Source organism: Ruegeria sp. BC6, from assembly GCF_056539185.1.
This window is the reverse complement of the sequence record NZ_JBQFUM010000005.1, coordinates 255,935-276,761: the sequence shown is the minus strand read 5'-3', so window position 1 is coordinate 276,761 and position 20,827 is coordinate 255,935. Positions and strand designations below refer to the sequence as shown.

20 protein-coding genes are annotated in these 20,827 nt (G+C 63.5%); 12 read left to right on the top strand and 8 right to left on the bottom strand.

Annotation, left to right across the window (positions count from 1 at the left end):
• Positions 1 to 2: 2 nt before the first annotated feature.
• The gene (gene ubiG / locus ACR0MM_RS15885; protein WP_480697273.1) at positions 3 to 749 is read right to left on the bottom strand and encodes a bifunctional 2-polyprenyl-6-hydroxyphenol methylase/3-demethylubiquinol 3-O-methyltransferase UbiG; all 747 of its coding nucleotides are present in this window, start codon (positions 747 to 749) and stop codon (positions 3 to 5) included.
• A gap of 48 nt (positions 750 to 797) precedes the next feature.
• Between ubiG and pip the strand changes: the two genes are divergently transcribed.
• The 6 genes from pip (at position 798) to infB (ending at position 8,123) form a co-directional block, all read left to right on the top strand.
• A complete protein-coding gene (gene pip / locus ACR0MM_RS15880) occupies positions 798 to 1,775 on the top strand; it encodes a prolyl aminopeptidase (RefSeq protein WP_170369911.1) in 978 nt (325 codons plus the stop codon).
• Entirely contained in the window at positions 1,772 to 2,593 is an 822-nt protein-coding gene (locus tag ACR0MM_RS15875; protein ID WP_480697271.1) for an ABC transporter substrate-binding protein, read from the top strand. The genes pip and ACR0MM_RS15875 overlap by 4 nt, the downstream gene beginning before the upstream one ends.
• A 182-nt stretch (positions 2,594 to 2,775) precedes the next feature.
• Positions 2,776 to 3,366, top strand: a complete 591-nt coding sequence (gene rimP / locus ACR0MM_RS15870; protein ID WP_170342422.1) for a ribosome maturation factor RimP — start codon at positions 2,776 to 2,778, stop codon at positions 3,364 to 3,366.
• Complete coding sequence (gene nusA / locus ACR0MM_RS15865) at positions 3,366 to 4,985, top strand: transcription termination factor NusA (RefSeq protein ID WP_093963624.1); 1,620 nt, start codon at positions 3,366 to 3,368, stop codon at positions 4,983 to 4,985. Before rimP ends, nusA begins: the two co-directional genes overlap by 1 nt.
• A gap of 22 nt (positions 4,986 to 5,007) precedes the next feature.
• On the top strand, positions 5,008 to 5,631 hold the full coding sequence (locus ACR0MM_RS15860; protein WP_170343128.1) for an RNA-binding protein: 624 nt from the start codon (positions 5,008 to 5,010) through the stop codon (positions 5,629 to 5,631).
• An 8-nt stretch (positions 5,632 to 5,639) separates the two neighbouring features.
• Complete coding sequence (gene infB / locus ACR0MM_RS15855; protein WP_480697269.1) at positions 5,640 to 8,123, top strand: translation initiation factor IF-2; 2,484 nt, start codon at positions 5,640 to 5,642, stop codon at positions 8,121 to 8,123.
• Positions 8,124 to 8,174: 51 nt separating this feature from the next.
• Here infB and ACR0MM_RS15850 read toward each other — a convergent pair whose 3' ends face one another.
• The 5 genes from ACR0MM_RS15850 to ACR0MM_RS15830 all read right to left on the bottom strand — a co-directional run bounded on the left by ACR0MM_RS15850 (position 8,175) and on the right by ACR0MM_RS15830 (position 12,869).
• The gene (locus ACR0MM_RS15850; protein ID WP_480697267.1) at positions 8,175 to 9,002 is read right to left on the bottom strand and encodes an alpha/beta hydrolase; all 828 of its coding nucleotides are present in this window, start codon (positions 9,000 to 9,002) and stop codon (positions 8,175 to 8,177) included.
• A 3-nt stretch (positions 9,003 to 9,005) separates the two neighbouring features.
• Positions 9,006 to 9,893, bottom strand: a complete 888-nt coding sequence (locus tag ACR0MM_RS15845) for a tryptophan 2,3-dioxygenase (protein WP_480697265.1) — start codon at positions 9,891 to 9,893, stop codon at positions 9,006 to 9,008.
• Positions 9,894 to 9,957: 64 nt separating this feature from the next.
• Entirely contained in the window at positions 9,958 to 10,986 is a 1,029-nt protein-coding gene (gene tdh, locus ACR0MM_RS15840; RefSeq protein WP_480697381.1) for an L-threonine 3-dehydrogenase, read from the bottom strand.
• 14 nt (positions 10,987 to 11,000) lie between these two features.
• Positions 11,001 to 12,185, bottom strand: a complete 1,185-nt coding sequence (locus ACR0MM_RS15835; protein WP_480697263.1) for a glycine C-acetyltransferase — start codon at positions 12,183 to 12,185, stop codon at positions 11,001 to 11,003.
• Positions 12,186 to 12,302: 117 nt separating this feature from the next.
• Positions 12,303 to 12,869: a helix-turn-helix domain-containing protein gene (locus ACR0MM_RS15830; protein WP_149776002.1), complete on the bottom strand. Its 567-nt coding sequence runs from the start codon at positions 12,867 to 12,869 to the stop codon at positions 12,303 to 12,305.
• A gap of 117 nt (positions 12,870 to 12,986) precedes the next feature.
• Here ACR0MM_RS15830 and ACR0MM_RS15825 point away from each other — a divergent pair, with 117 nt between their 5' ends.
• The gene (locus ACR0MM_RS15825; protein ID WP_480697262.1) at positions 12,987 to 14,162 is read left to right on the top strand and encodes an acetyl-CoA C-acyltransferase family protein; all 1,176 of its coding nucleotides are present in this window, start codon (positions 12,987 to 12,989) and stop codon (positions 14,160 to 14,162) included.
• 94 nt (positions 14,163 to 14,256) lie between these two features.
• On the opposite strand, the gene ubiB is transcribed toward ACR0MM_RS15825, so the two are convergent.
• Positions 14,257 to 15,786 carry a 2-polyprenylphenol 6-hydroxylase gene (gene ubiB, locus ACR0MM_RS15820; RefSeq protein ID WP_480697260.1) on the bottom strand — a complete coding sequence of 510 codons (1,530 nt, stop codon included), beginning with the start codon at positions 15,784 to 15,786 and terminating at the stop codon, positions 14,257 to 14,259.
• 3 nt (positions 15,787 to 15,789) lie between these two features.
• Positions 15,790 to 16,542: a bifunctional demethylmenaquinone methyltransferase/2-methoxy-6-polyprenyl-1,4-benzoquinol methylase UbiE gene (ubiE, locus tag ACR0MM_RS15815; RefSeq protein ID WP_170343119.1), complete on the bottom strand. Its 753-nt coding sequence runs from the start codon at positions 16,540 to 16,542 to the stop codon at positions 15,790 to 15,792.
• Between the two features lie 86 nt (positions 16,543 to 16,628).
• Between ubiE and mutM the strand changes: the two genes are divergently transcribed.
• From mutM to dnaA, 5 genes are all read left to right on the top strand, one after another.
• Positions 16,629 to 17,480, top strand: coding sequence for a bifunctional DNA-formamidopyrimidine glycosylase/DNA-(apurinic or apyrimidinic site) lyase (gene mutM, locus ACR0MM_RS15810; RefSeq protein WP_480697257.1), 852 nt, complete (start codon positions 16,629 to 16,631; stop codon positions 17,478 to 17,480).
• 66 nt (positions 17,481 to 17,546) lie between these two features.
• The gene (locus ACR0MM_RS15805; protein WP_073279647.1) at positions 17,547 to 18,323 is read left to right on the top strand and encodes an enoyl-CoA hydratase; all 777 of its coding nucleotides are present in this window, start codon (positions 17,547 to 17,549) and stop codon (positions 18,321 to 18,323) included.
• A gap of 230 nt (positions 18,324 to 18,553) precedes the next feature.
• The gene (gene rpsT / locus ACR0MM_RS15800; protein WP_093963612.1) at positions 18,554 to 18,817 is read left to right on the top strand and encodes a 30S ribosomal protein S20; all 264 of its coding nucleotides are present in this window, start codon (positions 18,554 to 18,556) and stop codon (positions 18,815 to 18,817) included.
• Between the two features lie 238 nt (positions 18,818 to 19,055).
• A complete protein-coding gene (locus tag ACR0MM_RS15795; protein WP_480697255.1) occupies positions 19,056 to 19,283 on the top strand; it encodes a hypothetical protein in 228 nt (75 codons plus the stop codon).
• A 76-nt stretch (positions 19,284 to 19,359) separates the two neighbouring features.
• Positions 19,360 to 20,751 carry a chromosomal replication initiator protein DnaA gene (dnaA, locus tag ACR0MM_RS15790; RefSeq protein WP_170342394.1) on the top strand — a complete coding sequence of 464 codons (1,392 nt, stop codon included), beginning with the start codon at positions 19,360 to 19,362 and terminating at the stop codon, positions 20,749 to 20,751.
• Positions 20,752 to 20,827: the final 76 nt, after the last annotated feature.

The window sequence follows — 20,827 nt, the reverse complement described above, 5'->3', positions numbered from 1 at the left end:
CCTCAGCCCGGCTTCACGCTGGCGGTGACGTAGTTCACGCTCAGATCCCGGTCCGAGATCGACCAGCTCCAGGTGATCGGGTTGAATACGAATCCCTTGCGGTCCACCGGGTCCAGACCAGCCTGGCGCAGCAGGTCGAACAGCTCGTCCGGGGTGATGAACTTGGACCATTCATGCGTGCCGCGCGGCAGCCAGCGCATGACGACCTCGGCCCCGAAAATCGCCATCGCATAGGATTTCGGGTTGCGGTTGATGGTCGAGCAGATTTCCAGCCCGCCGGGTTTCAGCAGCAGTTGCGTGGCGGTCAGATAGGCCAGCGGGTCGGCCACATGCTCGACCACCTCCATGTTCAGAACCACGTCGAACTGCTCACCCGCGTCGGCCATCGCCTCGGCGGTGGTGTGGCGATAGTCGATCTGCAGGCCGGATTGCTCGGCATGGATGCGGGCGATGGGCAGGTTGCGCTCGGCCGCGTCGGCGCCCACGACCTCGGCGCCCAGCCGCGCCATCGGCTCGCTCAGCAACCCGCCGCCGCAGCCGATATCCAGCAGGCGCAGGCCCGCGAACGGTTTCGCTGCCGTCAGGTCCCGGTCAAATTCACCCGCGATCTGCTGTGTGATATAGTCCAGACGGCACGGATTGAGCATGTGCAGAGGTTTGAATTTCCCGTGCGGGTCCCACCATTCGGCGGCCATGGCCTCGAATTTTGCGATCTCGGACGGGTCCACCGTGTTCGGATGCGCTTGCATTCCTGTCTCCGTGTGCTCTTTTACGCTGTAGGACTATATAGGGCCATAATGGACAAGTACCCGGACCAAAAGCGCGCAGTGCAATATCTTTACCCGCCGGTCGATCCGTTCGACCAGCGCGTGGTGGATATGGGCGACGGGCACCGCATCTATGTGGAACAATGCGGCAATCCCGACGGGATTGCGGTGGTGGTGCTGCATGGCGGCCCCGGCGGCGGCTGCAGCCCGGCCATGCGGCGCTATTTCGACCCCGAGGTCTACCGGGTGATTCTGTTCGACCAGCGCGGCTGCGGCCGGTCGCGGCCCACGGCCTCGGTCGAGAACAACACGACCTGGCACCTGGTGGCCGATATCGAGCGTCTGCGGAAACTGTTCGAGATCGACGACTGGATCGTGTTCGGCGGCAGCTGGGGCGCCACGCTGGCGCTGATCTATGCCCAAACCCATCCCGACCGGGTGACCCGACTGGTTCTGCGCGGGGTGTTTCTGGCCACGCAGGCGGAGCTTGACTGGTTCTATGGTGGCGGAGCCGGCAAGTTCTGGCCCGAGCAATGGGCGCGCTTCACCTCGCTGCTGCGCGACTCGGAACTGTCCGACACCATCGGCGCCTACAACAAGCGGCTGTTTTCGGGCGATCGGGCGACCGAGATCCTGTACGCCCGCGCCTGGTCGCACTGGGAAAACGCGCTGGCCTCGATCCACACGAACGGGGCCGTCGGTGAAAGCCCCGGCGAATATGCGCGCACCTTCGCGCGGCTCGAGAATCACTATTTCATCAACAAGGCGTTTCTGGAATATGACGGCCAGATTCTGGACCGGATGGATCGGATCGCGCATATCCCCGGCCATATCGTGCAGGGCCGTTACGACATGATCTGCCCCCCGCAGGCGGCCTGGAGCCTGGCCGAGAAATGGCCCGAGGCCGAGCTGAAGATGGTGCGGCAGGCCGGTCACGCCCTGTCGGAACCCGGGATCAGCGCCGAACTGGTGCGCATCATGGACCGAACCGCGCAGGAGGTGGCATGACCCGCATCGACCGCCGTGCCCTGTTCACCTCGGGTGCCGCCGCGGCCCTGCTGGCCGCGACGGGTGCCTCGCTGGCGGATACGCCGAAATCGGGCGGCGTGCTGCGCATCGCCGTGCCGCGCGACGACAGCCTGGACCGGCTGGCCCGGGGTGCGGTGTTCGACACCCTGACCGAGATCGCGCCGGACGGCACTCTGCGCGGCGAGCTGGCGACCGCATGGCAGACCGATTCCGAGGCCCGGGTCTGGACCTTCGACCTGCGTGCCGATGCGGTGTTTCACGACGGTGTGGCGCTGACGGCCGGAGATGTTCTGGCGGTCCTATCCGAGGTCGGGCGCGCCGAAGCGCTGGCGCCGGACCGCATCCGGATCGAACTGGCCGAGGCCAATCCCGGCCTGCCGTTCCTGCTGGCCGATACCCGGTTCGTCATTACCCGCGACGGGCAAAGCGTTTCTCCGCTGCAGCAGGCGAACGGCACCGGGTGCTACCGGGTCGAACGGGCCGAAGACGGTCGCCATTTCCGCGGCCGCCGGGTCGCGGGCCACTACAAGGATGGCCAGGCCGGCTGGCTGGAGGCGGTCGACATCATCGTTATCCCCGACCCGGCCGTGCGGGCCGAGGCGCTGCGTGACCGCTATGTGGACGTGTCGGTGCTGCCGGCGGCTCAAGGGCTGCGCGGTCTGGGTGGCGTGCGGTTCTTCCCCAACGAATCAGAGATGTCGCTGGCAATCTCCGGCACCGTGGGTCTGCCACGCCGGATCGGGCGGGGCGCGCCGTTGGACGATGGGCGCATCGCGGAACGCTGGTGGATGGCCTGAGACCGACCTGAAAACTGACGCGGATTGTCCGTTGGTTGACGGCAGGGGTTGCAGACTCGGGGCGTCCTGCGTATATGCAGTTGCAACAGCGGCGTGTCGGACTTCTGGTCCGAGGCTCCACCGGAAAATTCGACGGGCCGCGCGCCCGTTTTTTTGTGCCCGATTGAAGGGTAGTGCACCATATGACAAACGACCTGATAGCCAAGGCGGCGATCGACCGACGACTGGCCGAGATCATCACTCCGGTGATCGAGGATCTGGGGTACGAGCTGGTCCGCATCCGCCTGATGAGCGGCAAGCAGACTACGCTGCAGATCATGGCCGACAAGCCCGATGGCGGCATCGAGGTGGATGATTGCGCCGAGATCTCGAACGCGGTCAGCGCCACGCTGGACGTCGAGGACCCGATCCTCGACGCCTATACGCTCGAGGTGTCCAGCCCTGGCATCGACCGCCCGCTGACGCGGCTGAAGGACTTCGAGATGTTCGAGGGCTACGAGGCCAAGCTGGAAACCACCGAACTGATCGACGGCCGCCGCCGCTTCAAAGGGGAACTGGCCGGTGTCGAAGGGGATGAGGTTCTGATCAACATCCCCAACGGCGAAGAGACCGTGACAATCGGTCTGCAATTCGACTGGCTGAGCGACGCCAAGCTGGTCCTGACCGATGACCTGATCAAGGAAATGCTGCGCCAGCGCAAGGATGCCGGCGCCCTGAACGAAAACGCTTTCGACGAGATTGAGACCGAAGGGTCCGAAGAGGAGACGAACTGATGGCAATCACCTCAGCAAACCAGCTTGAGCTGTTGCAGACCGCCGAGGCCGTGGCCCGCGAAAAGATGATCGACCCCGGTCTGGTCGTCGAAGCGATGGAGGAATCGCTCGCCCGTGCCGCCAAGAGCCGCTACGGCGCGGAAATGGACATCCGTGTGTCCATCGACCGCAAGACCGGCAAGGCGACCTTTACCCGGGTCCGCACCGTGGTCGCGGATGACGAGCTTGAGAACTATCAGGCCGAGATGACCGTCGAGCAGGCCAAGCAATACATGGAATCGCCCGAGATCGGTGACGTCTTCGTGGAAGAGGTCCCGCCGGTGGAAATGGGCCGGATCGCCGCTCAGTCGGCCAAGCAGGTGATCCTGCAGAAGGTTCGTGAGGCCGAGCGTGACCGCCAGTACGAAGACTTCAAGGATCGTGTCGGCACCATCATCAACGGAGCCGTCAAGCGCGAGGAATTCGGCAACGTGATCGTCGATCTGGGCGGGGCCGAGGCGGTTCTGCGCCGCAACGACAAGATCGGCCGCGAAAGCTATCGCCCCAATGACCGGGTGCGCGCCTACATCAAGGAAGTGCGCCGCGAAACGCGCGGTCACCAGATCTTCCTGTCGCGCACCGCGCCCGAGTTCATGGCCGAGCTGTTCAAGATGGAAGTGCCGGAAATCTATGACGGCATCATCGAGGTCAAGGCCGTGGCCCGTGATCCCGGTTCGCGTGCCAAGATCGCGGTCATCTCGTATGACAACTCGATCGACCCCGTCGGCGCCTGTGTTGGTATGCGCGGCAGCCGCGTGCAGGCCGTCGTGAACGAGCTGCAGGGCGAAAAGATCGACATCATCCCGTGGAATGAAGACCAGCCGACCTTCTTGGTGAACGCGCTGCAGCCCGCCGAGGTTTCCAAGGTGGTTCTGGACGAAGAGGCCGGCAAGATCGAAGTCGTCGTGCCCGAGGAACAGCTGTCTCTGGCGATCGGTCGTCGTGGTCAGAACGTGCGTCTGGCCAGCCAGCTGACCGGTTTGGACATCGACATCATGACCGAGGCCGAAGAATCGGCGCGCCGTCAGAAGGAGTTCGAAGCCCGCACGCAGCTGTTCATGGACAGCCTGGACCTGGACGAGTTCTTTGCCCAGCTGCTGGTCTCGGAAGGGTTCACCAACCTGGAAGAAGTGGCCTATGTCGAGCTGGACGAACTGCTGGTCATCGATGGCGTCGACGAAGGCACCGCAAACGAGTTGCAGGCCCGTGCGCGCGAATTCCTTGAGGCACAGGCCAAGGCGGCGCTGGACAGCGCCCGCAGCCTGGGTGCCGAGGACAGCCTTATTGAATTTGAGGGTCTGACACCCCAAATGGTTGAGGCGCTTGCCAAGGACGGCGTCAAGACGCTGGAAGACTTTGCAACCTGCGCTGACTGGGAACTGGCCGGAGGCTGGACCACGGTTGATGGCCAGCGGGTCAAGGATGACGGTATTCTCGAACCCTTTGGCGTGACGCTGGAAGAGGCACAGGATCTGGTGATGACCGCCCGGGTCATGCTGGGCTGGGTCGACCCCGCCGATCTGGAGCAGCCCGAGGCAGACGTCGAGGACGAAGCAGCAGACGAGGAGGCCGAGGCCTGATTCCAGGCCTCGGGTGGCACACATGGGTCGCGGTGGCGTCCATAAGGAACGGTCCGAAGGGCCAGAGCGGAAATGCATCGCCACGGGCGAGGTGCAGCCTCGGTACGGGCTGATCCGCTTTGTAACCGGCCCGGATGGGCAGGTTTTCCCGGATGTCGCGTCCAAGTTGCCGGGTCGGGGCGTTTATGTCTCGGCGGATCGCAAGGCGCTGGACACGGCCGTCGGCAAGAAGCTGTTTGCACGCGGGTTCAAGGCGCAGGTGACTGTACCGCAGGACCTTGTGGACGAGGTGGAGCGTCAATTGTCGCGCCGCGTGATCGAATTGATCAGCCTGGCGCGAAAGTCCGGCGATGCAGTCGCCGGGTATGAAAAGGTCAAGTCCTGGCTTGATCGCGAAGAGGCCTGGGTTCTGATTCAGGCGGTCGATGGTTCCGGGCGCGGCAAGTCCAAGCTGAGCACGCCGCATTTCGGGAAATACATTGGCTGGCTGACCGCAGACGAGCTTGGGGCGGCATTTGGGCGCCAAACGGTGATTCATGCGGCGCTCGCCTCTGGCGGACTCGCCAAACGTGTTGTAGAGGAAGCGCAGCGCCTGCGTGGCTTGCGCGATATGGATGACGGCGGCAAGGGCCGCGCGGAAGGGTAAGAAGCTTTATGAGCGATAGTGACGGCAAAAAGACATTGGGTCTTCGTGGCGGGGCACGCCCCGGGAATGTGAAACAGAGTTTCAGCCACGGACGCACCAAGAATGTCGTGGTGGAAACCAAACGCAAGCGCGTGGTGGTTCCCAAGCCGGGAGCGTCCAAGCCCAGCGGTGGCGCTGCGCCGTCGGGTGATCCTTCGCGCCGGCCGGCCGGGATTTCCGATGCCGAGATGAATCGGCGCCTGAAGGCGTTGCAAGCGGCCAAGGCCCGTGAGGCCGAGGAAGCCGAACGCCGCGAGGCCGAGGAAAAGGCGCGCGCAGAAGAGCGTGAACGCCGCCGCGCCGAACAGGAGGCCAAAGAGCGCGAACAGCGCGAGGCCGAGGAGAAAGCCCGGCAGAAAGCCGAGGAAGAAGAGCGCAAGCAGAAAGAGGCTGAAGAAGCCGCTCAGCGCGCCGCAGCAGAAGCCGCGGCCGCGAAAGAGGCGCCCAACAAGGCCAAGGCCCCCGCGGCCAGCAAGCCTGCGCCAGCGGAAACGCCGCGCAAGGCGGACCGCGAACAGCGTCAGACACGCGGCAAGGGCCGTGACGATGGTCGCCGTTCGGGCAAGCTGACCCTGAATCAGGCGCTTTCGGGCGGTGAAGGCGGTCGGCAGCGTTCGATGGCATCGATGAAGCGCAAGCAGGAGCGTGCGCGGCAGAAAGCCATGGGCGGTTCGGTCGAACGGGAAAAGGTGATCCGCGAGGTTCAACTGCCCGAGGCGATCGTCGTCTCGGAACTGGCCAACCGTATGGCCGAACGCGTCGCCGATGTCGTCAAGTCGCTGATGAACATGGGTATGATGGTCACGCAGAACCAGACCATCGACGCCGACACTGCCGAACTGATCATCGAAGAATTCGGCCACAAGGTCGTGCGGGTTTCGGATGCGGATGTTGAGGATGTCATCTCGGATGTCGAGGACAAGGATGAAGACCTGCAGCCCCGTCCGCCGGTCATTACCATCATGGGTCACGTCGACCACGGCAAGACCTCGCTGTTGGATGCGATCCGCGACGCCAAAGTCGTTGCGGGCGAGGCCGGTGGCATTACCCAGCATATCGGCGCCTATCAGGTGCAGACCAACGACGGCACTACGCTGACCTTCCTGGATACGCCGGGCCACGCGGCCTTTACCTCGATGCGCTCGCGCGGGGCTCAGGTAACGGACATCGTGGTGCTGGTTGTCGCGGCGGATGACGCGGTGATGCCGCAGACGGTCGAGGCAATCAACCACGCCAAGGCCGCCGGTGTTCCGATGATCGTTGCGATCAACAAGGTCGACAAGCCCGAGGCCAACCCGGACAAGGTGCGCACCGACCTGCTGCAGCACGAGGTGATCGTCGAAAAGATGTCCGGCGAGGTTCAGGATGTCGAAGTGTCGGCCATCACGGGTCAGGGTCTGGACGATCTGCTGGAAGCCATCGCGCTGCAGGCCGAGATTCTGGAGCTGAAGGCCAACCCGAACCGCGCCGCACAAGGCGCCGTGATCGAGGCGCAGCTGGACGTGGGCCGTGGCCCGGTCGCGACCGTTCTGGTCCAGAAGGGCACGCTGCGCCAGGGCGACATCTTCGTCGTGGGCGAGCAGTACGGCAAGGTCCGCGCGCTGATCAACGACAAGGGCGAGCGCGTCCAGAAAGCCGGGCCTTCGGTTCCGGTCGAGGTGCTGGGTCTCAACGGTACGCCCGAGGCCGGTGACGTTCTGAACGTGACCGAGACCGAGGCGCAGGCCCGCGAGATCGCCGAGTACCGCGCGCAGGTTGCCAAGGACAAGCGCGCCGCCGCCGGTGCCGCGACCACGCTGGAACAGCTGATGCAGAAGGCCAAGGAAGACGAGAACGTGGCCGAGCTGCCCATTCTGGTCAAAGCTGACGTGCAGGGTTCGGCCGAGGCCATCGTGCAGGCGATGGAGAAGATCGGCAACGACGAGGTGCGCGTGCGCGTGCTGCACTCGGGCGTCGGCGCCATCACCGAAACCGATATCGGCCTGGCCGAAGCGTCGGGGGCTCCGGTCTTTGGCTTCAACGTGCGGGCCAACGCATCGGCGCGCAACACCGCCAACCAGAAGGGCGTCGAGATCCGCTACTACTCGGTGATCTACGACCTGGTGGATGACGTCAAAGCCGCCGCTTCGGGCCTGCTGAGCGCCGAGATCCGCGAGAAGTTCATCGGCTATGCCGAGATCAAGGAAGTGTTCAAGGTCACCGGCGTCGGCAAGGTTGCCGGCTGTCTGGTCACCGAGGGCGTTGCCCGCCGTTCGGCCGGCGTGCGCCTGCTGCGCGACAACGTGGTGATCCACGAAGGCACGCTGAAGACGCTGAAACGCTTCAAGGACGAAGTGGCCGAGGTTCAGTCGGGTCAGGAATGCGGTATGGCGTTCGAGAATTACGACGATATCCGCCCGGGCGACGTGATCGAGATCTTCGAGCGTGAGGAAGTCACCCGCACGCTGGATTGATCCGGTCGAAATTGAAAGAAACGGCGGTCCCCAGGGCCGCCGTTTTCGTTTTCAGGGGTGGTCGTTCAGAAACGTCCCGTCCTTGAGGATGATGTCGAAATGGTGCGTGCCCGGCTGCAGGTCAAAGCTGACGGCATGGCCGGCCTTGCGCAACGCTTCGGCATAGTCGCGGCTCTGGCGGATGAACTCGCCCGTGTCCCGCTCGCCCACCGTGACCCGATAACGCGGCCCGGGCGCGGGCAGGTTCAGGATGGGGGACAGGTCGTGCAGCTCGACCGGGGTCAGCTGCAGGGGATCGTTGACCGGGGTCAGGCTGATCGGTTCCAGGTCGTAGACGCCGCTGATCAGGATGACTTCGCGCACCCGCAGGCCGATCCGGGCGAATTGGTCGGCCGAGGTTGCCATGACCATCGCCGCCAGATGCGCGCCGGCGCTGTGCCCGGACAGGGTGACATGCGAGGCATCGAATCCCAGCGACTTTGCCCGGGTGGCCAGCCACATTAGTGCGGTCCGGCATTCATCGACCATCTGGCCCAGCCGCGCGTCGGGGGCGAGCGTGTAGTTCACCGTCGCAAAGGCCTGCCCGCCTTGGACCAGCGCGGGCGCCATCATCGCCGAGTCGCGTTGGCTGAGCGCCTGCCAATAGCCGCCATGGATGAACACATGCAGTGATGCGCCGGGCGTGCGGGCGGGAAAGAAATCCAGCACCTGCGCGGGCGAGTCGCCATAGCGGAGGGTCTCTTGCACCGTCAGTTGCGCCCGCGCCTGCGCGCTGAGCGCTGAATAGGCCGCCAGATAGGGCGCAAGGTCGCCGCCGATCATCGAACTGGGCGCGTATTCGCGCTCCAGCTCGGCTTGGGTAAATCCGCGATACAGCATGGCTCAGCCCTGTCCGCCGTACATCAGGTCGGTGCGCACGTCATAAAGGTCGTGGAAGAATCGCAGCTCCAGCGCCTTGCGCAGGAAGGCCACGCCGCTGGAGCCGCCGGTGCCGGGCTGCATGCCGATCACACGTTCGACGGCGGTCGCATGGTCGAAGCGCCACCGCTGGAACAGCGATTCCACATCCATCAGCTTTTCGGCCAGCGCATACAGGTCCCAGTACCGGCCCGTGTGCCGGTAGATCTCGGCCCAGATCTTCACGATGCGCGGATCGCCGGAATAAGTCTTTGAATAGTCCCGCTCCAACAGGTCCTGCGGCACGTCAAAACCCTGCCGCGCCAGCATGTGCAATACCTCGTCATACAGCGACGGTTTGACCAGGGCGGCGGTCAGCATCTCCATCACTTCGGGGTCGTGTTCATGCACCTTCAGCGTGGCGGTGTCCTTGTTGCCCAGGATGAATTCGATCTGGCGATAGCCGTAACTCTGGAAGCCGGATGAATTGCCCAGCGCCTTTCGGAAGGTCATGTAGTCGGCGGGCGTCATGGTCAGCAGGGTTTCCCATGCGGCGATCAACTGCCTCTGGATCGCCTTGATCCGGTCCAGGTTCTTCATCGCGGGGCCGAACTCATCCTGCTGCAGGAATCGGCGCACCTCGACCAGCTGATGGTGCATCAGTTTCAGCCACAGCTCGCTGACCTGATGGATGATGATGAACAGCATCTCATCGGGTTGGGCCGGGTCCTGAAAGGTTTTCTGCAGGTTCAGCAGGGTCTTGAGTTGTAGGAAATCGCCATAGCTTTTGCGGTGGGTGTCCGCGAAATCGGTCACCAGCGTGTCCTCGATTCCGCGTTCCAGCGGGCGGTCGCCCTTGGCTTTGTCGGCCATTTCATTTCCTCCCCGGCATGTGTGCGCACCTGTCTAGAAGGTGCGTTTGCAACTATCCAGAGGGTCAGGCCCAGTCCAGGACCACCTTGCCCGATTTTCCCGACTTCATGGCGACAAAGCCCTGCGCAAAGTCATCGACGGCAAAGCGATGGGTGATGACCCGGCTGACATCCAGACCATTCTGCAGCATCGCGATCATCTTGTACCAGGTCTCGAACATTTCGCGGCCGTAGACGCCCTTGATGGTGATCGCCTTGAACACGATGCGGCTCCAGTCGACGGGCGATTTGCCGGGCGGAATACCCAGCAGGGCGATCTTGCCGCCCATCACCAGTGCCTCGACCATCTGGTCCAGCGCCGCCTGCGAGCCCGACATTTCCAGCCCCACGTCAAAACCCTGGCTCATGCCTAGGTCGGAAATCACCGATTGCAGCTCTTCCTCGGCCACGTTCACCGCCCGGACCGAGGGCACGACATGCTGCGCCAGCGCCAGCCGGTCGGGGTTGATGTCGGTGATCACCACATGCCGGGCGCCCGCGTGGCGGGCCACCGCGGCGGCCATGATCCCGATCGGGCCGGCGCCGGTGATCAACACGTCCTCGCCCAGCAGATCGAAGCTCAGCGCGGTGTGCACGGCATTGCCCAGTGGGTCGAGTATCGCGCCGATCTCGTCCGGGATGTCGTCGGGCAGGGGCACCACGTTGAAGGCCGGCAGTTTCAGGTATTGAGCAAAGGCGCCCTGTTCGTTCACCCCGATCCCGCGCGTGCCGGGGTCAAGGTGGAACTTTCCCGCGCGGCTCTGGCGGCTGTCGGTGCCGATCAGGTGGCCCTCGCCCGAGCAGCGCTGGCCGATCTTCAGCCCGGTCACATTGCGGCCCAGCTCGACGATCTCACCGGCGAATTCGTGGCCGGTGATCATGGGGACGGGCACCGTGTGCGACGCCCATTCATCCCAGTTCCAGATATGGATGTCGGTGCCGCAGATCCCGGTCTTCCTCACGCGGATCAGAACCTCATCGGGGCCGATCTCGGGGACCGGGGCCTGCACCATCCACAGCCCTTCTTCGGGCTTGGACTTTTCCAGCGCTTTCATCGTGTTGGGTCGCATCAGATCACCCCCAGTTCCTTGCCGACCTTGCCGAAGGCCGCCAGGGCGCGGTCCAGCTCGTCGCGGGTCAGCGCCGCGTTCATCTGGGTGCGGATGCGGGCCTGGCCACGCGGGACCACCGGGAAGAAGAAGCCCGAGACGTAGACGCCTTCGTCGAACAGGCGGGCGGCCATGTCCTGCGCCAGCTGCGCCTCGCCCAGCATCACGGGGATGATCGGATGTTCACCCGGCAGCAAGTCGAACCCCAGCTTCTCCAGCCCGGCGCGCCAGTATTTCGCGTTGCCGAACAGTTGCTTGCGCAGCATGTCGCCCTCTTCGACCAGGCGGATCGCCTCGAGCCCGGCGGCGACGATGGAAGGCGGCAGCGAATTCGAGAACAGATAGGGCCGCGCCCGCTGCCGCAGCAGGTCGATCACTGGCTGCGGCCCGGCGATGTAACCGCCGATTGCCCCCCCAAGTGCCTTGCCCAATGTCCCGGTCAGAATGTCCACGTCCACGCCGAAATGATCCGGCGTGCCCGCGCCTCGCGGCCCCATGAAGCCGGTGGCGTGGCAGTCATCGACCATCAGCACCGCGTCGTATTTGTCGGCCAGTTCGCGGATCCTGGGCAGATTGGCCAGGTAGCCATCCATCGAGAACACGCCGTCGGTCGCGATCATGATGTGCCGCGCCCCGTCCGCGCGCGCCTGTTTCAGCCAGGCTTCGAGGTCGTTCATGTCGTTGTTCATGTAACGATAGCGTTTGGCCTTGCACAGCCGCACCCCGTCGATGATCGAGGCATGGTTCAGACTGTCCGAGATGATGGCATCCTCGGGTCCCAGCAGGGGTTCGAACAACCCGCCATTGGCGTCGAAGCACGCCGCGAACAGGATCGAATCGTCCTTGCCCAGAAACTTGGCCAGCCGTTGCTCCAGCTCGCGGTGGATATCCTGCGTGCCGCAGATGAACCGGACCGAGGCCATGCCGAACCCCTTGGGCTCCATCGCGTTCTTCGCGGCCTCGATCAGCGCCGGATGGTCGGCCAGTCCCAGGTAATTGTTGGCGCACAGGTTGATGACCTGTCGTCCGCCCACCGTGATCTCGCCGCCCTGGGGCGAGGTGATCATTCGTTCCGTCTTGTACAGGCCCTCCGCTTTGATCTGCGAGAGGGTGTCCGAAACGTGGGACAGGAATGCATCAGCCATGGCGGTCTCCTTCTTCTGAGTCGCGTATCTAACATAACGGACGCGCGTCCCAAATAGGAGATTTTCAGTATGGCGGAAAAAAATCCGTGAAGGCGGAAATCGGCCGATATGTGCGGATCAGGCATTCTTGACGATCAGGAACACGCGGGCGGGTCCGTCCGGTGCCGCGATGGCGTGGGCCACGTCGGCCGCATACCTAGCCGTGTCGCCCTGCTGCAGCTCCATCGTCGCGGCGCCCGAAGTGACGCGGACGGCCCCTTCCAGTACGGTCAACTGTTCGCGAGCGCCGCGGGCATGGGGCTGGCTGTTCAGCGCGCCACCCGCGTCGAACCGGATGTCATAGACCTCATGCCCGCCGGCCTCCTCGGGCGGCGAGAGGATGCGGATCCGGCAGGATTGGCCCATATTGTCGATGCTGGGCACCTCGGCGCTGCGCAGCACTTCGATCTGGTCGGTGGTCTCAGACTCTTCCAGAAGTCCGGCGAAATCGACCTGCAGCGCACGGGTCAGGTTCCAAAGGGTCGAGATCGTGGGGCTGCTTTCGCCGCGTTCGATCTGGCTGACCATCGACCGAGATACGCCGCTGAGATTGGCCACCGCTTCCAGTGACAGTCCCTTGGCGCGCCGGGCCTCTTTCAGGCGGGCGGGCAGGCGTGTCAGGATATCGTCTGAGTTTTCCGTCATGGCGGAATTTCTTGCGCGTCCGGGCGCGAATTGTCAATTCCGCCGATGACGGAACGTCCAGCGCGACAGGTTCATGCCGCGGGTGCATACTGCGCGCAAATCCAAAAGGAGAGAGACATGACCGACATCGTGATTCTGGACGGTGCCCGCACCGCAATCGGTACGTTCGGAGGGTCGCTGGCCGCGACTGCGCCGATCGATCTGGCCACCGTCGTGACCAAGGCCGCGCTTGAGAAATCCGGCGTCGAAGGCGACCGGATCGGGCATGTGGTGTTCGGGCATGTCATCAACACCGAGCCGCGCGACATGTACCTGTCGCGCGTCGCGGCGATGCAGGCGGGCATTCCGAACGGCACCCCGGCGATGAACGTGAACCGGCTGTGCGGGTCGGGTGCTCAGGCCATCGTATCGGCGGTCCAATCGCTGATGCTTGGGGATGCCGAATTTGCAGTGGCCGGCGGGGCCGAGAACATGTCGCGCAGCCCCTACATCGTTCCGCAGGCGCGTTGGGGCGCGAAGATGGGCGACATCAAGTCGCTGGACATGATGCTGGGCGCGCTGAACTGCCCCTTTGGCACCGGCCATATGGGCGTCACCGCCGAGAACGTGGCCGATGAACACCAGATCACGCGCGAGGAGATGGACGCGTTTGCGCTGACCAGCCAGCAGCGGGCGGCGGCCGCGATCGAGGCGGGCTGTTTCGACAGCCAGATCGCGCCGGTGCAGGTCAAGGTCAAGCGCGACATGGTCGATTTCAAGGTCGATGAGCATCCCAAGGCCACCACGACCGAGGCCCTGGCCGGGTTGCGCCCGGTGTTCCAGAAGGACGGGCGTGTGACCGCGGGCAATGCCTCGGGCATCAATGACGGCGCGGCGGCGATGGTTCTGGCCACGGCGGGTGCCGCCGAAAAAGCCGGCCTGACGCCCAAGGCGCGCATCCTGGGCTATGCCCATGCAGGTGTCCGCCCCGAAGTCATGGGGATCGGCCCGGTTCCGGCCGTGCGCAACCTGTTGGAGCGGACCGGCCTGTCGGCGAGCGATTTCGACGTGATCGAAAGCAACGAGGCCTTTGCCGCCCAGGCGCTGGCAGTGAACAAGGAACTGGGGCTGGACCCGGCGAAGGTGAACCCGAATGGCGGGGCCATCGCCTTGGGTCATCCGGTGGGGGCCACCGGGGCGATCATCACGCTGAAGACTCTGTACGAGTTGGAGCGCATCGGCGGGTCGAAAGGGCTGATCACCATGTGTATCGGTGGCGGGCAGGGGATTGCCATCGCCGTCGAGCGGCTCTGATCCCGGGCTGGGCAGGGGGGCTGTCTGCCCCCAATCGCGCCGGGGCGCGATTCCCCCCGAGAATAATTTTGGTCAGATGAAGCGTGGGCGTCCGTCAGCCCAGGCCCGAAAGGATCAGGACGGCCACTGCCCCGGCTGCCGCCCCGATTGCGGCGGGAATGGCCTTGGGCCAGAAATCTGACCCGGAGGGATCCTCCTTGCGGGTCTGGGCGATCAGGGCATTTTCGACCAGATCAGGCAGGCGGGGCCCGAACCGTGCAAGAACCAGCGCAGTTTTTCCAAAATCACGCAGGGCGGCGCGGGGACCGATGGACTGCTTGATATAGTCCTCGACCACGGGGCGGGCGACCTCCCAGATGTTCATATGCGGGTCGAGAGAGCGGGCGACGCCTTCGACCACCACCATCGTGCGTTGCAGCAGGATCAGTTCGGTGCGGGTTTCCATGCCGAAGCGTTCGGTCACCTCGAACAGGTAGTTCAGCAGGCGGCCCATCGAGATATGGGTGGCATCCATGCCGAAGATCGGCTCGCCGACCGCGCGCAGGGCGCGGGCGAATTCATCGACGTCCTGGTCGGCCGGGACGTAGCCAGCCTCGAAATGCACCTCGGCCACGCGCTTGTAGTCGCGGCGGATGAAGCCGAAGAGGATCTCGGCATAGACCCGGCGGGTGTATTCGTCGATATGGCCCATGATGCCGAAGTCATAGGCGATGATGTCGCCGTTCGCGGCGACCTTGAGGTTGCCCTGATGCATGTCGGCGTGGAAGAAGCCATCGCGCAGGGCGTGCAGCAGGAACAGGCGCAGCACGCGCTCGGCCAGATCGCGGCGGTCGTGATTGGCGGCGTCCAGCGCGGCATTGTCGCCCAAGGGGATGCCGTCAGCCCAGCTGAGCGTCATGACCCGGCGCGCGGACAAGGACCAGACCACGGGCGGTAGCCAGAAGCCTTCGTCATTCTGCGTGTTGGCGGCAAATTCCGAGGCCGCCGAACTTTCGAGCCTGAGATCGAGTTCGCCGCGGACGACGCCGTCGAAATGCTCGATCACTTCCATCGGGCGCAGTCGGCGCGCACCGGGGGCAAAAAGCTGGACGATCCGGGCGGCGAAATAGAACGCATCCACATCCTTGCGGAATGCGCGTTCGATGCCGGGGCGCAGGACCTTGACGGCCACATCCTCGCCTGTGCTGGCCAGTTTGGCCTTGTGGACCTGCGCGATCGAGGCGGCCGCGATCGGTTCGCTGAACTCCCAGAACATCTCGTCCAGAGGTTGGCCCAGCTCCTTTTCCACCTCGGCCATGGCCACGTCGCGTGGAAAGGGGGGCAGCTTGTCCTGCAGGACGCGCAGCTGTTCGGCCAGCTCTTCGCCGACGACATCGGGGCGTGTGGACAGGACCTGACCGAACTTGATGTAGGCCGGGCCCAGGGCGGTCAGCGCCCGGGTCGCCGGCGGCATGGACGGGTCGCCCTTGTAGCCCAGCCATTGGAACGGTTTGCCTAAGGTGTGGGCCACGATCCGCAACGCGCGCGGAGCCTCGAACGCGTCCAGCACCACGTTCATGGCGCCGGTGCGCTCCAGCGTGGCGCCCGTGCGGATCAGGCGGATGATGTTGTGGGGGCCGCGCATGCGTCAGATCTTCCAGCCGGAATGCAGGGCGGCGATGCCCATGCTGAGGTTGCGGTATTTCGCGTTTTCGAATCCGGCGGCGCGCACCATGCCCAGAAAGGTATCCTGATCGGGGAATTTGCGGATCGATTCGACCAGGTATTGATAGCTGTCATAGTCGTTTGCGATCAGCTTGCCCATGCGCGGGATCACGTTGAAGCTGTAGAGGTCGTAGAGTTTCTGCAGCCCGTCATTGGGCAACTGGCTGAACTCCAGCACCATCAGGCGGCCGCCGGGTTTGAGCACGCGGTAGGCCTCGTTCAGGGCCTCTTGCGGGCGGGTCACGTTCCGGATGCCGAAGGAGATGGTGTAGACGTCAAAGGTGTTGTCCTCGAACGGCAGGGCCATCGCGTCGCCCACCACCCAATCCAGGCTGTCGGCCATCTGCGCGGCCTCGGCGCGTTTGCGACCCTCGATCAGCATAGGTTCAGTCAGATCCAGAACGGTGGCATGGCCGTGGCCCGCGCGCTTGAGGAAGCGGAACGAGATGTCGCCCGTACCGCCCGCCACGTCCAGCAGGCGCTGACCGGGGCGTGGGGCCAGCCAGTCCATCATCGCGTCTTTCCAGACCCGGTGGATGCCCATCGACATCACGTCGTTCATCACGTCGTATTTCGACGCGACCGAGTTGAATACGCCCTGCACGCGCCCGGCCTTTTCGGCCTCGGGGACGGTTTCGAAACCGAAATGAGTGGTCTTGTCGCTATTGTCGGACATAAGCCTTGCCGTTCGTCGAATTTCGTCTCTGTTATAGGGCCTGGAAACCGGGGCACAATGCGGCCCTTTGGAATAGGAGCCGTCTAATGCCCGAATTGCCCGAGGTCGAGACAGTAAGACGCGGCCTTGCCCCGGCGATGGAAGGTGTTGTGATCGAAAGGGCGGACGTGAACCGCCCCGATCTGCGCTGGCCCTTCCCCGAGCGGATGGCCGAACGGCTGACCGGCCAGCGGGTCGAACGTCTGCGGCGACGGTCGAAATACATCCTGGCCGATCTGAGCGGCGGCGAAACCCTGTTGATTCACCTGGGCATGTCGGGCCGCATGACCGTGTCGGGCGATCCGCTGAGCCAGTTCGTGCATCATCACCCGATGCCGCAGAAACATGACCACGTGGTATTTCACATGGCCAACGGCGCGCGCATCACTTTCAATGACCCGCGCCGGTTCGGGGCGATGGACCTGATGCCCACGGCCACCGCCGAGCAGCACAAGCTGCTGGCCGTGCTGGGGCCGGAGCCGCTGGGCAACGATTTCAACGAGACCTATCTGATCGAGGCCTTCCGCGGCCGGGCCTCACCGGTCAAGGCGGCGCTGCTGGATCAGAGAATCGTTGCCGGGCTGGGCAACATCTATGTCTGCGAGGCGCTCTACCGCGCCAGAGTGTCGCCACGTCGCAAGGCGGGTCAGATCTCGGCCGGGCGGGTCGAGGCCCTGGTTCAGGTGATCCGGACGGTGCTGGCCGAGGCCATCGAGGCTGGCGGATCCTCGCTGCGCGATTTCCGGCAAGCTGATGGAGAGCTTGGATATTTTCAGCACAGTTTCGACGTCTACGGGCGCGAGGGCCAGCCCTGCCGGACCGAGGGCTGCGGGGCCGAAATCCGCAGAATCACCCAGTCGGGACGCTCAACCTTCTATTGCGCGCAATGCCAAAGATAGCTTGATCCGAGTTTTTCGCGTGGTAAGGAATTGGACCTGAACGGAACAACCGAAAGCTCAGACCTCATGGCTTTTGAGACGATCATCGTCGAAATCGAAGACCACGTCGCCCTAATCAAGCTCAACAGACCCGATGCGTTGAACGCGCTGAACACTCAGCTTCTGGGTGAGCTGTGCGAGGCGCTCGAGGACGCGGACACCAATGACAAGGTGCGCTGCATCGTCATCACCGGATCGGAAAAGGCATTCGCCGCGGGCGCGGACATCAAGGAGATGTCCGAGATGAGCTTTGTCGATGTCTACACCACCAACCTGTTCGCCGACGCCAACGACCGGATCACCGCGATCCGCAAGCCGATCATCGCGGCGGTGGCGGGATATGCGCTGGGCGGCGGGTGCGAGCTGGCCATGATGTGCGATTTCATCATCGCCGCCGACACCGCCAAGTTCGGCCAGCCGGAAATCAATCTGGGCGTCATCGCCGGGATGGGCGGCAGCCAGCGCCTGACGCGGTTCGTGGGCAAGTCCAAGGCGATGGACATGAACCTTACCGGTCGGTTCATGGATGCCGAAGAGGCAGAGCGCTCGGGCCTCGTGTCGCGCGTGGTGCCGGCCAAGAAGCTGATCGAAGAGGCGACCGGCGCAGCCCAGAAGATTGCCGAGAAATCGCTGCTGACCGCGATGGCCGCGAAAGAGGCGGTCAACCGCAGTTACGAGGTGCCGCTGAGCGAGGGCATGCTGTTCGAGCGGCGCGTGTTCCATTCGATGTTCGCGACCGAAGACCAGAAGGAAGGCATGGCCGCATTCCTTGAAAAGCGCGCGGCCCAGTTCCGCGACAAATAACCGGCGCCGACAAGACTGCAGGATCAGGCGGGCGTTGCCCGCCTTTTTTCATGGCGGGCAACAAGGCCAAGAATCGGCTTGGCAAAGTCTGAAAACTTGGCTATTGACCGCCACCATACATGCGCGTGCGGCCCGCTTGGCCCGATTCACACTCGTGATTTCTGATCCGGTGCGGGTAATTCCGTGACGTGCAACCCTAGACAAACGTACCGAACAAAGGTCAGAGACACATGGCAAACTCGCCCCAGGCAAAGAAACGCGCTCGTCAGAACGAGAAGCGTTATGCAATCAACAAAGCACGCCGTTCGCGCATCCGCACCTTCCTGCGCAAGGTCGAAGAAGCTATCGCATCCGGCGACAAGGACGCGGCAACCGCCGCTCTGCGCGCGGCCCAGCCCGAGCTGATGCGCGGCGTCACCAAAGGCGTGTTCCACAAGAACACCGCAGCCCGCAAAATGTCGCGCCTGTCGGCGCGCGTCAAAGCGCTGGGTTGACCTAGCGTCAACATTTGGTGGTTCATTCCGGTTTCGAAGGCGTCGCCCCGTGCGGCGCCTTTTGCGTTGTTGCCAGAATGCCGCGCCTTCACGAAACCGAGAGATTCTTTCGCCCAAAGACCCGAGTCAATATCAGAGTTTCGTTGCCCGGCCCCACTGCCTCTTGCTACGACAGTTTCAGCGATTCACTCGCTTGGGGGGACAGGCTGTTCCTGCGATCGGACTGACGGGCATCAGAATGATCCAGGGGCGAATGTCGGCAACCGGTGCCAACCGGTTTGACGATCTGCTGCGGATCTCGGCTGCTCCGATGATCTTGGCCCTGTCGAAAACTGGAACTGCGTGGCGCAAACCGCGGTTTGGGCGGCCGTACTTTTTGGTCGTCGTCAAACAGGCAAGCGTCGTGACCACTGATATTCCCGCCGATGCTTGGGGTTTCGGCGACAGAATATCTGTGCGCGAGTGAACGCAAAAGAACCGGGATACCGGTCACAATCATAAGGCCGATTAGGTCAAAAATATTGGGATGCGTGAGGCGCTGGATGACACAAGAAAAATGGGGACAACTGCGTAACAAATTGCTGAAGGCCGTGGGCCGGAACAATTTTACGACTTGGATTGAACCACTGGAATTTCAGGAATTGAAGGGAGGCGTGGCCGTATTTTCGGTTCCGACCAACTTCATGGGGAACTACGTCAGTCAAAATTTTGCAGACCTCATTCTGTACGAGCTGAACACGGCCGGAGAGTCGGTTCAGCGCCTGGCCTTCCGGGTGGCCGCCAACTCACCGGCGCGTCCCGCCGCCGCGGTCCAGCCGGTCGAAGACCAGCCCGAGCCGGTCAATATCGAGCTGGCACCGGAAAGCAACGGAACCAATGAGGCGCTCGAGTCGCTGCAGGCCGCGCCATTGGATGCACGTTTTACCTTCGACACCTTCGTCGTCGGCAAGCCCAACGAACTGGCCCATGCCGCCGCGCGCCGTGTTTCCGAAGGCGGCCCCGTCACATTCAATCCGCTGGTTCTGTACGGTGGTGTTGGCCTCGGTAAAACGCACCTGATGCATGCCATCGCCTGGGAGCTGAAGACCAAACGCCCCGAGCTCAATGTGCTGTACCTGTCTGCCGAACAGTTCATGTACCGCTTCGTACAGGCCCTGCGCGAACGCCGGATGATGGATTTCAAACACCTGTTCCGCTCGGTCGACGTGCTGATGGTCGATGACGTGCAGTTCATCGCCGGCAAGGATTCGACGCAGGAGGAGTTCTTTCACACCTTCAACGCGCTGGTGGATCAAAACAAGCAGATCATCATCTCGGCCGACCGCGCGCCGGGTGAAATCAAGGATCTGGAGGAACGGGTCAAGTCGCGTCTGCAATGCGGACTGGTGGTTGACCTGCACCCGACCGATTACGAGTTGCGCCTGGGCATTCTGCAGAACAAGGTGCAGCAATACGCCAAGACCTATCCCGACCTGAAGATCGCCGATGGCGTGCTGGAATTCCTGGCCCATCGCATCTCGACCAACGTACGCGTTCTGGAAGGGGCGCTGACCCGGCTGTTCGCCTTTGCCTCGCTGGTCGGCCGTGAGATCGACATGGAACTGACGCAGGACTGTCTGGCCGACGTGCTGCGCGCCTCGGAACGCAAGATCACCGTCGAAGAGATCCAGCGCAAGGTTTCCGACTATTACAACATCCGCCTGTCCGACATCATCGGGCCGAAACGTCTGCGGTCCTATGCCCGCCCGCGTCAGGTGGCGATGTATCTGTGCAAGCAGCTGACCAGCCGGTCGCTGCCCGAGATCGGCCGCCGCTTTGGCGGGCGTGACCACACCACCGTCATGCACGGCGTCAAACGCATCGAAGAGCTGAAGCTGACCGACGGTCAGATCGCCGAAGATGTGGAAATGCTGCGCCGGGCGCTCGAAGCCTGAGCCCCTGCAATTCGAAAAGCCGTCCCGGCTCTGCGCGGGGGCGGTTTTTCTGTGCGCATTTTTCCACGATTTCCAC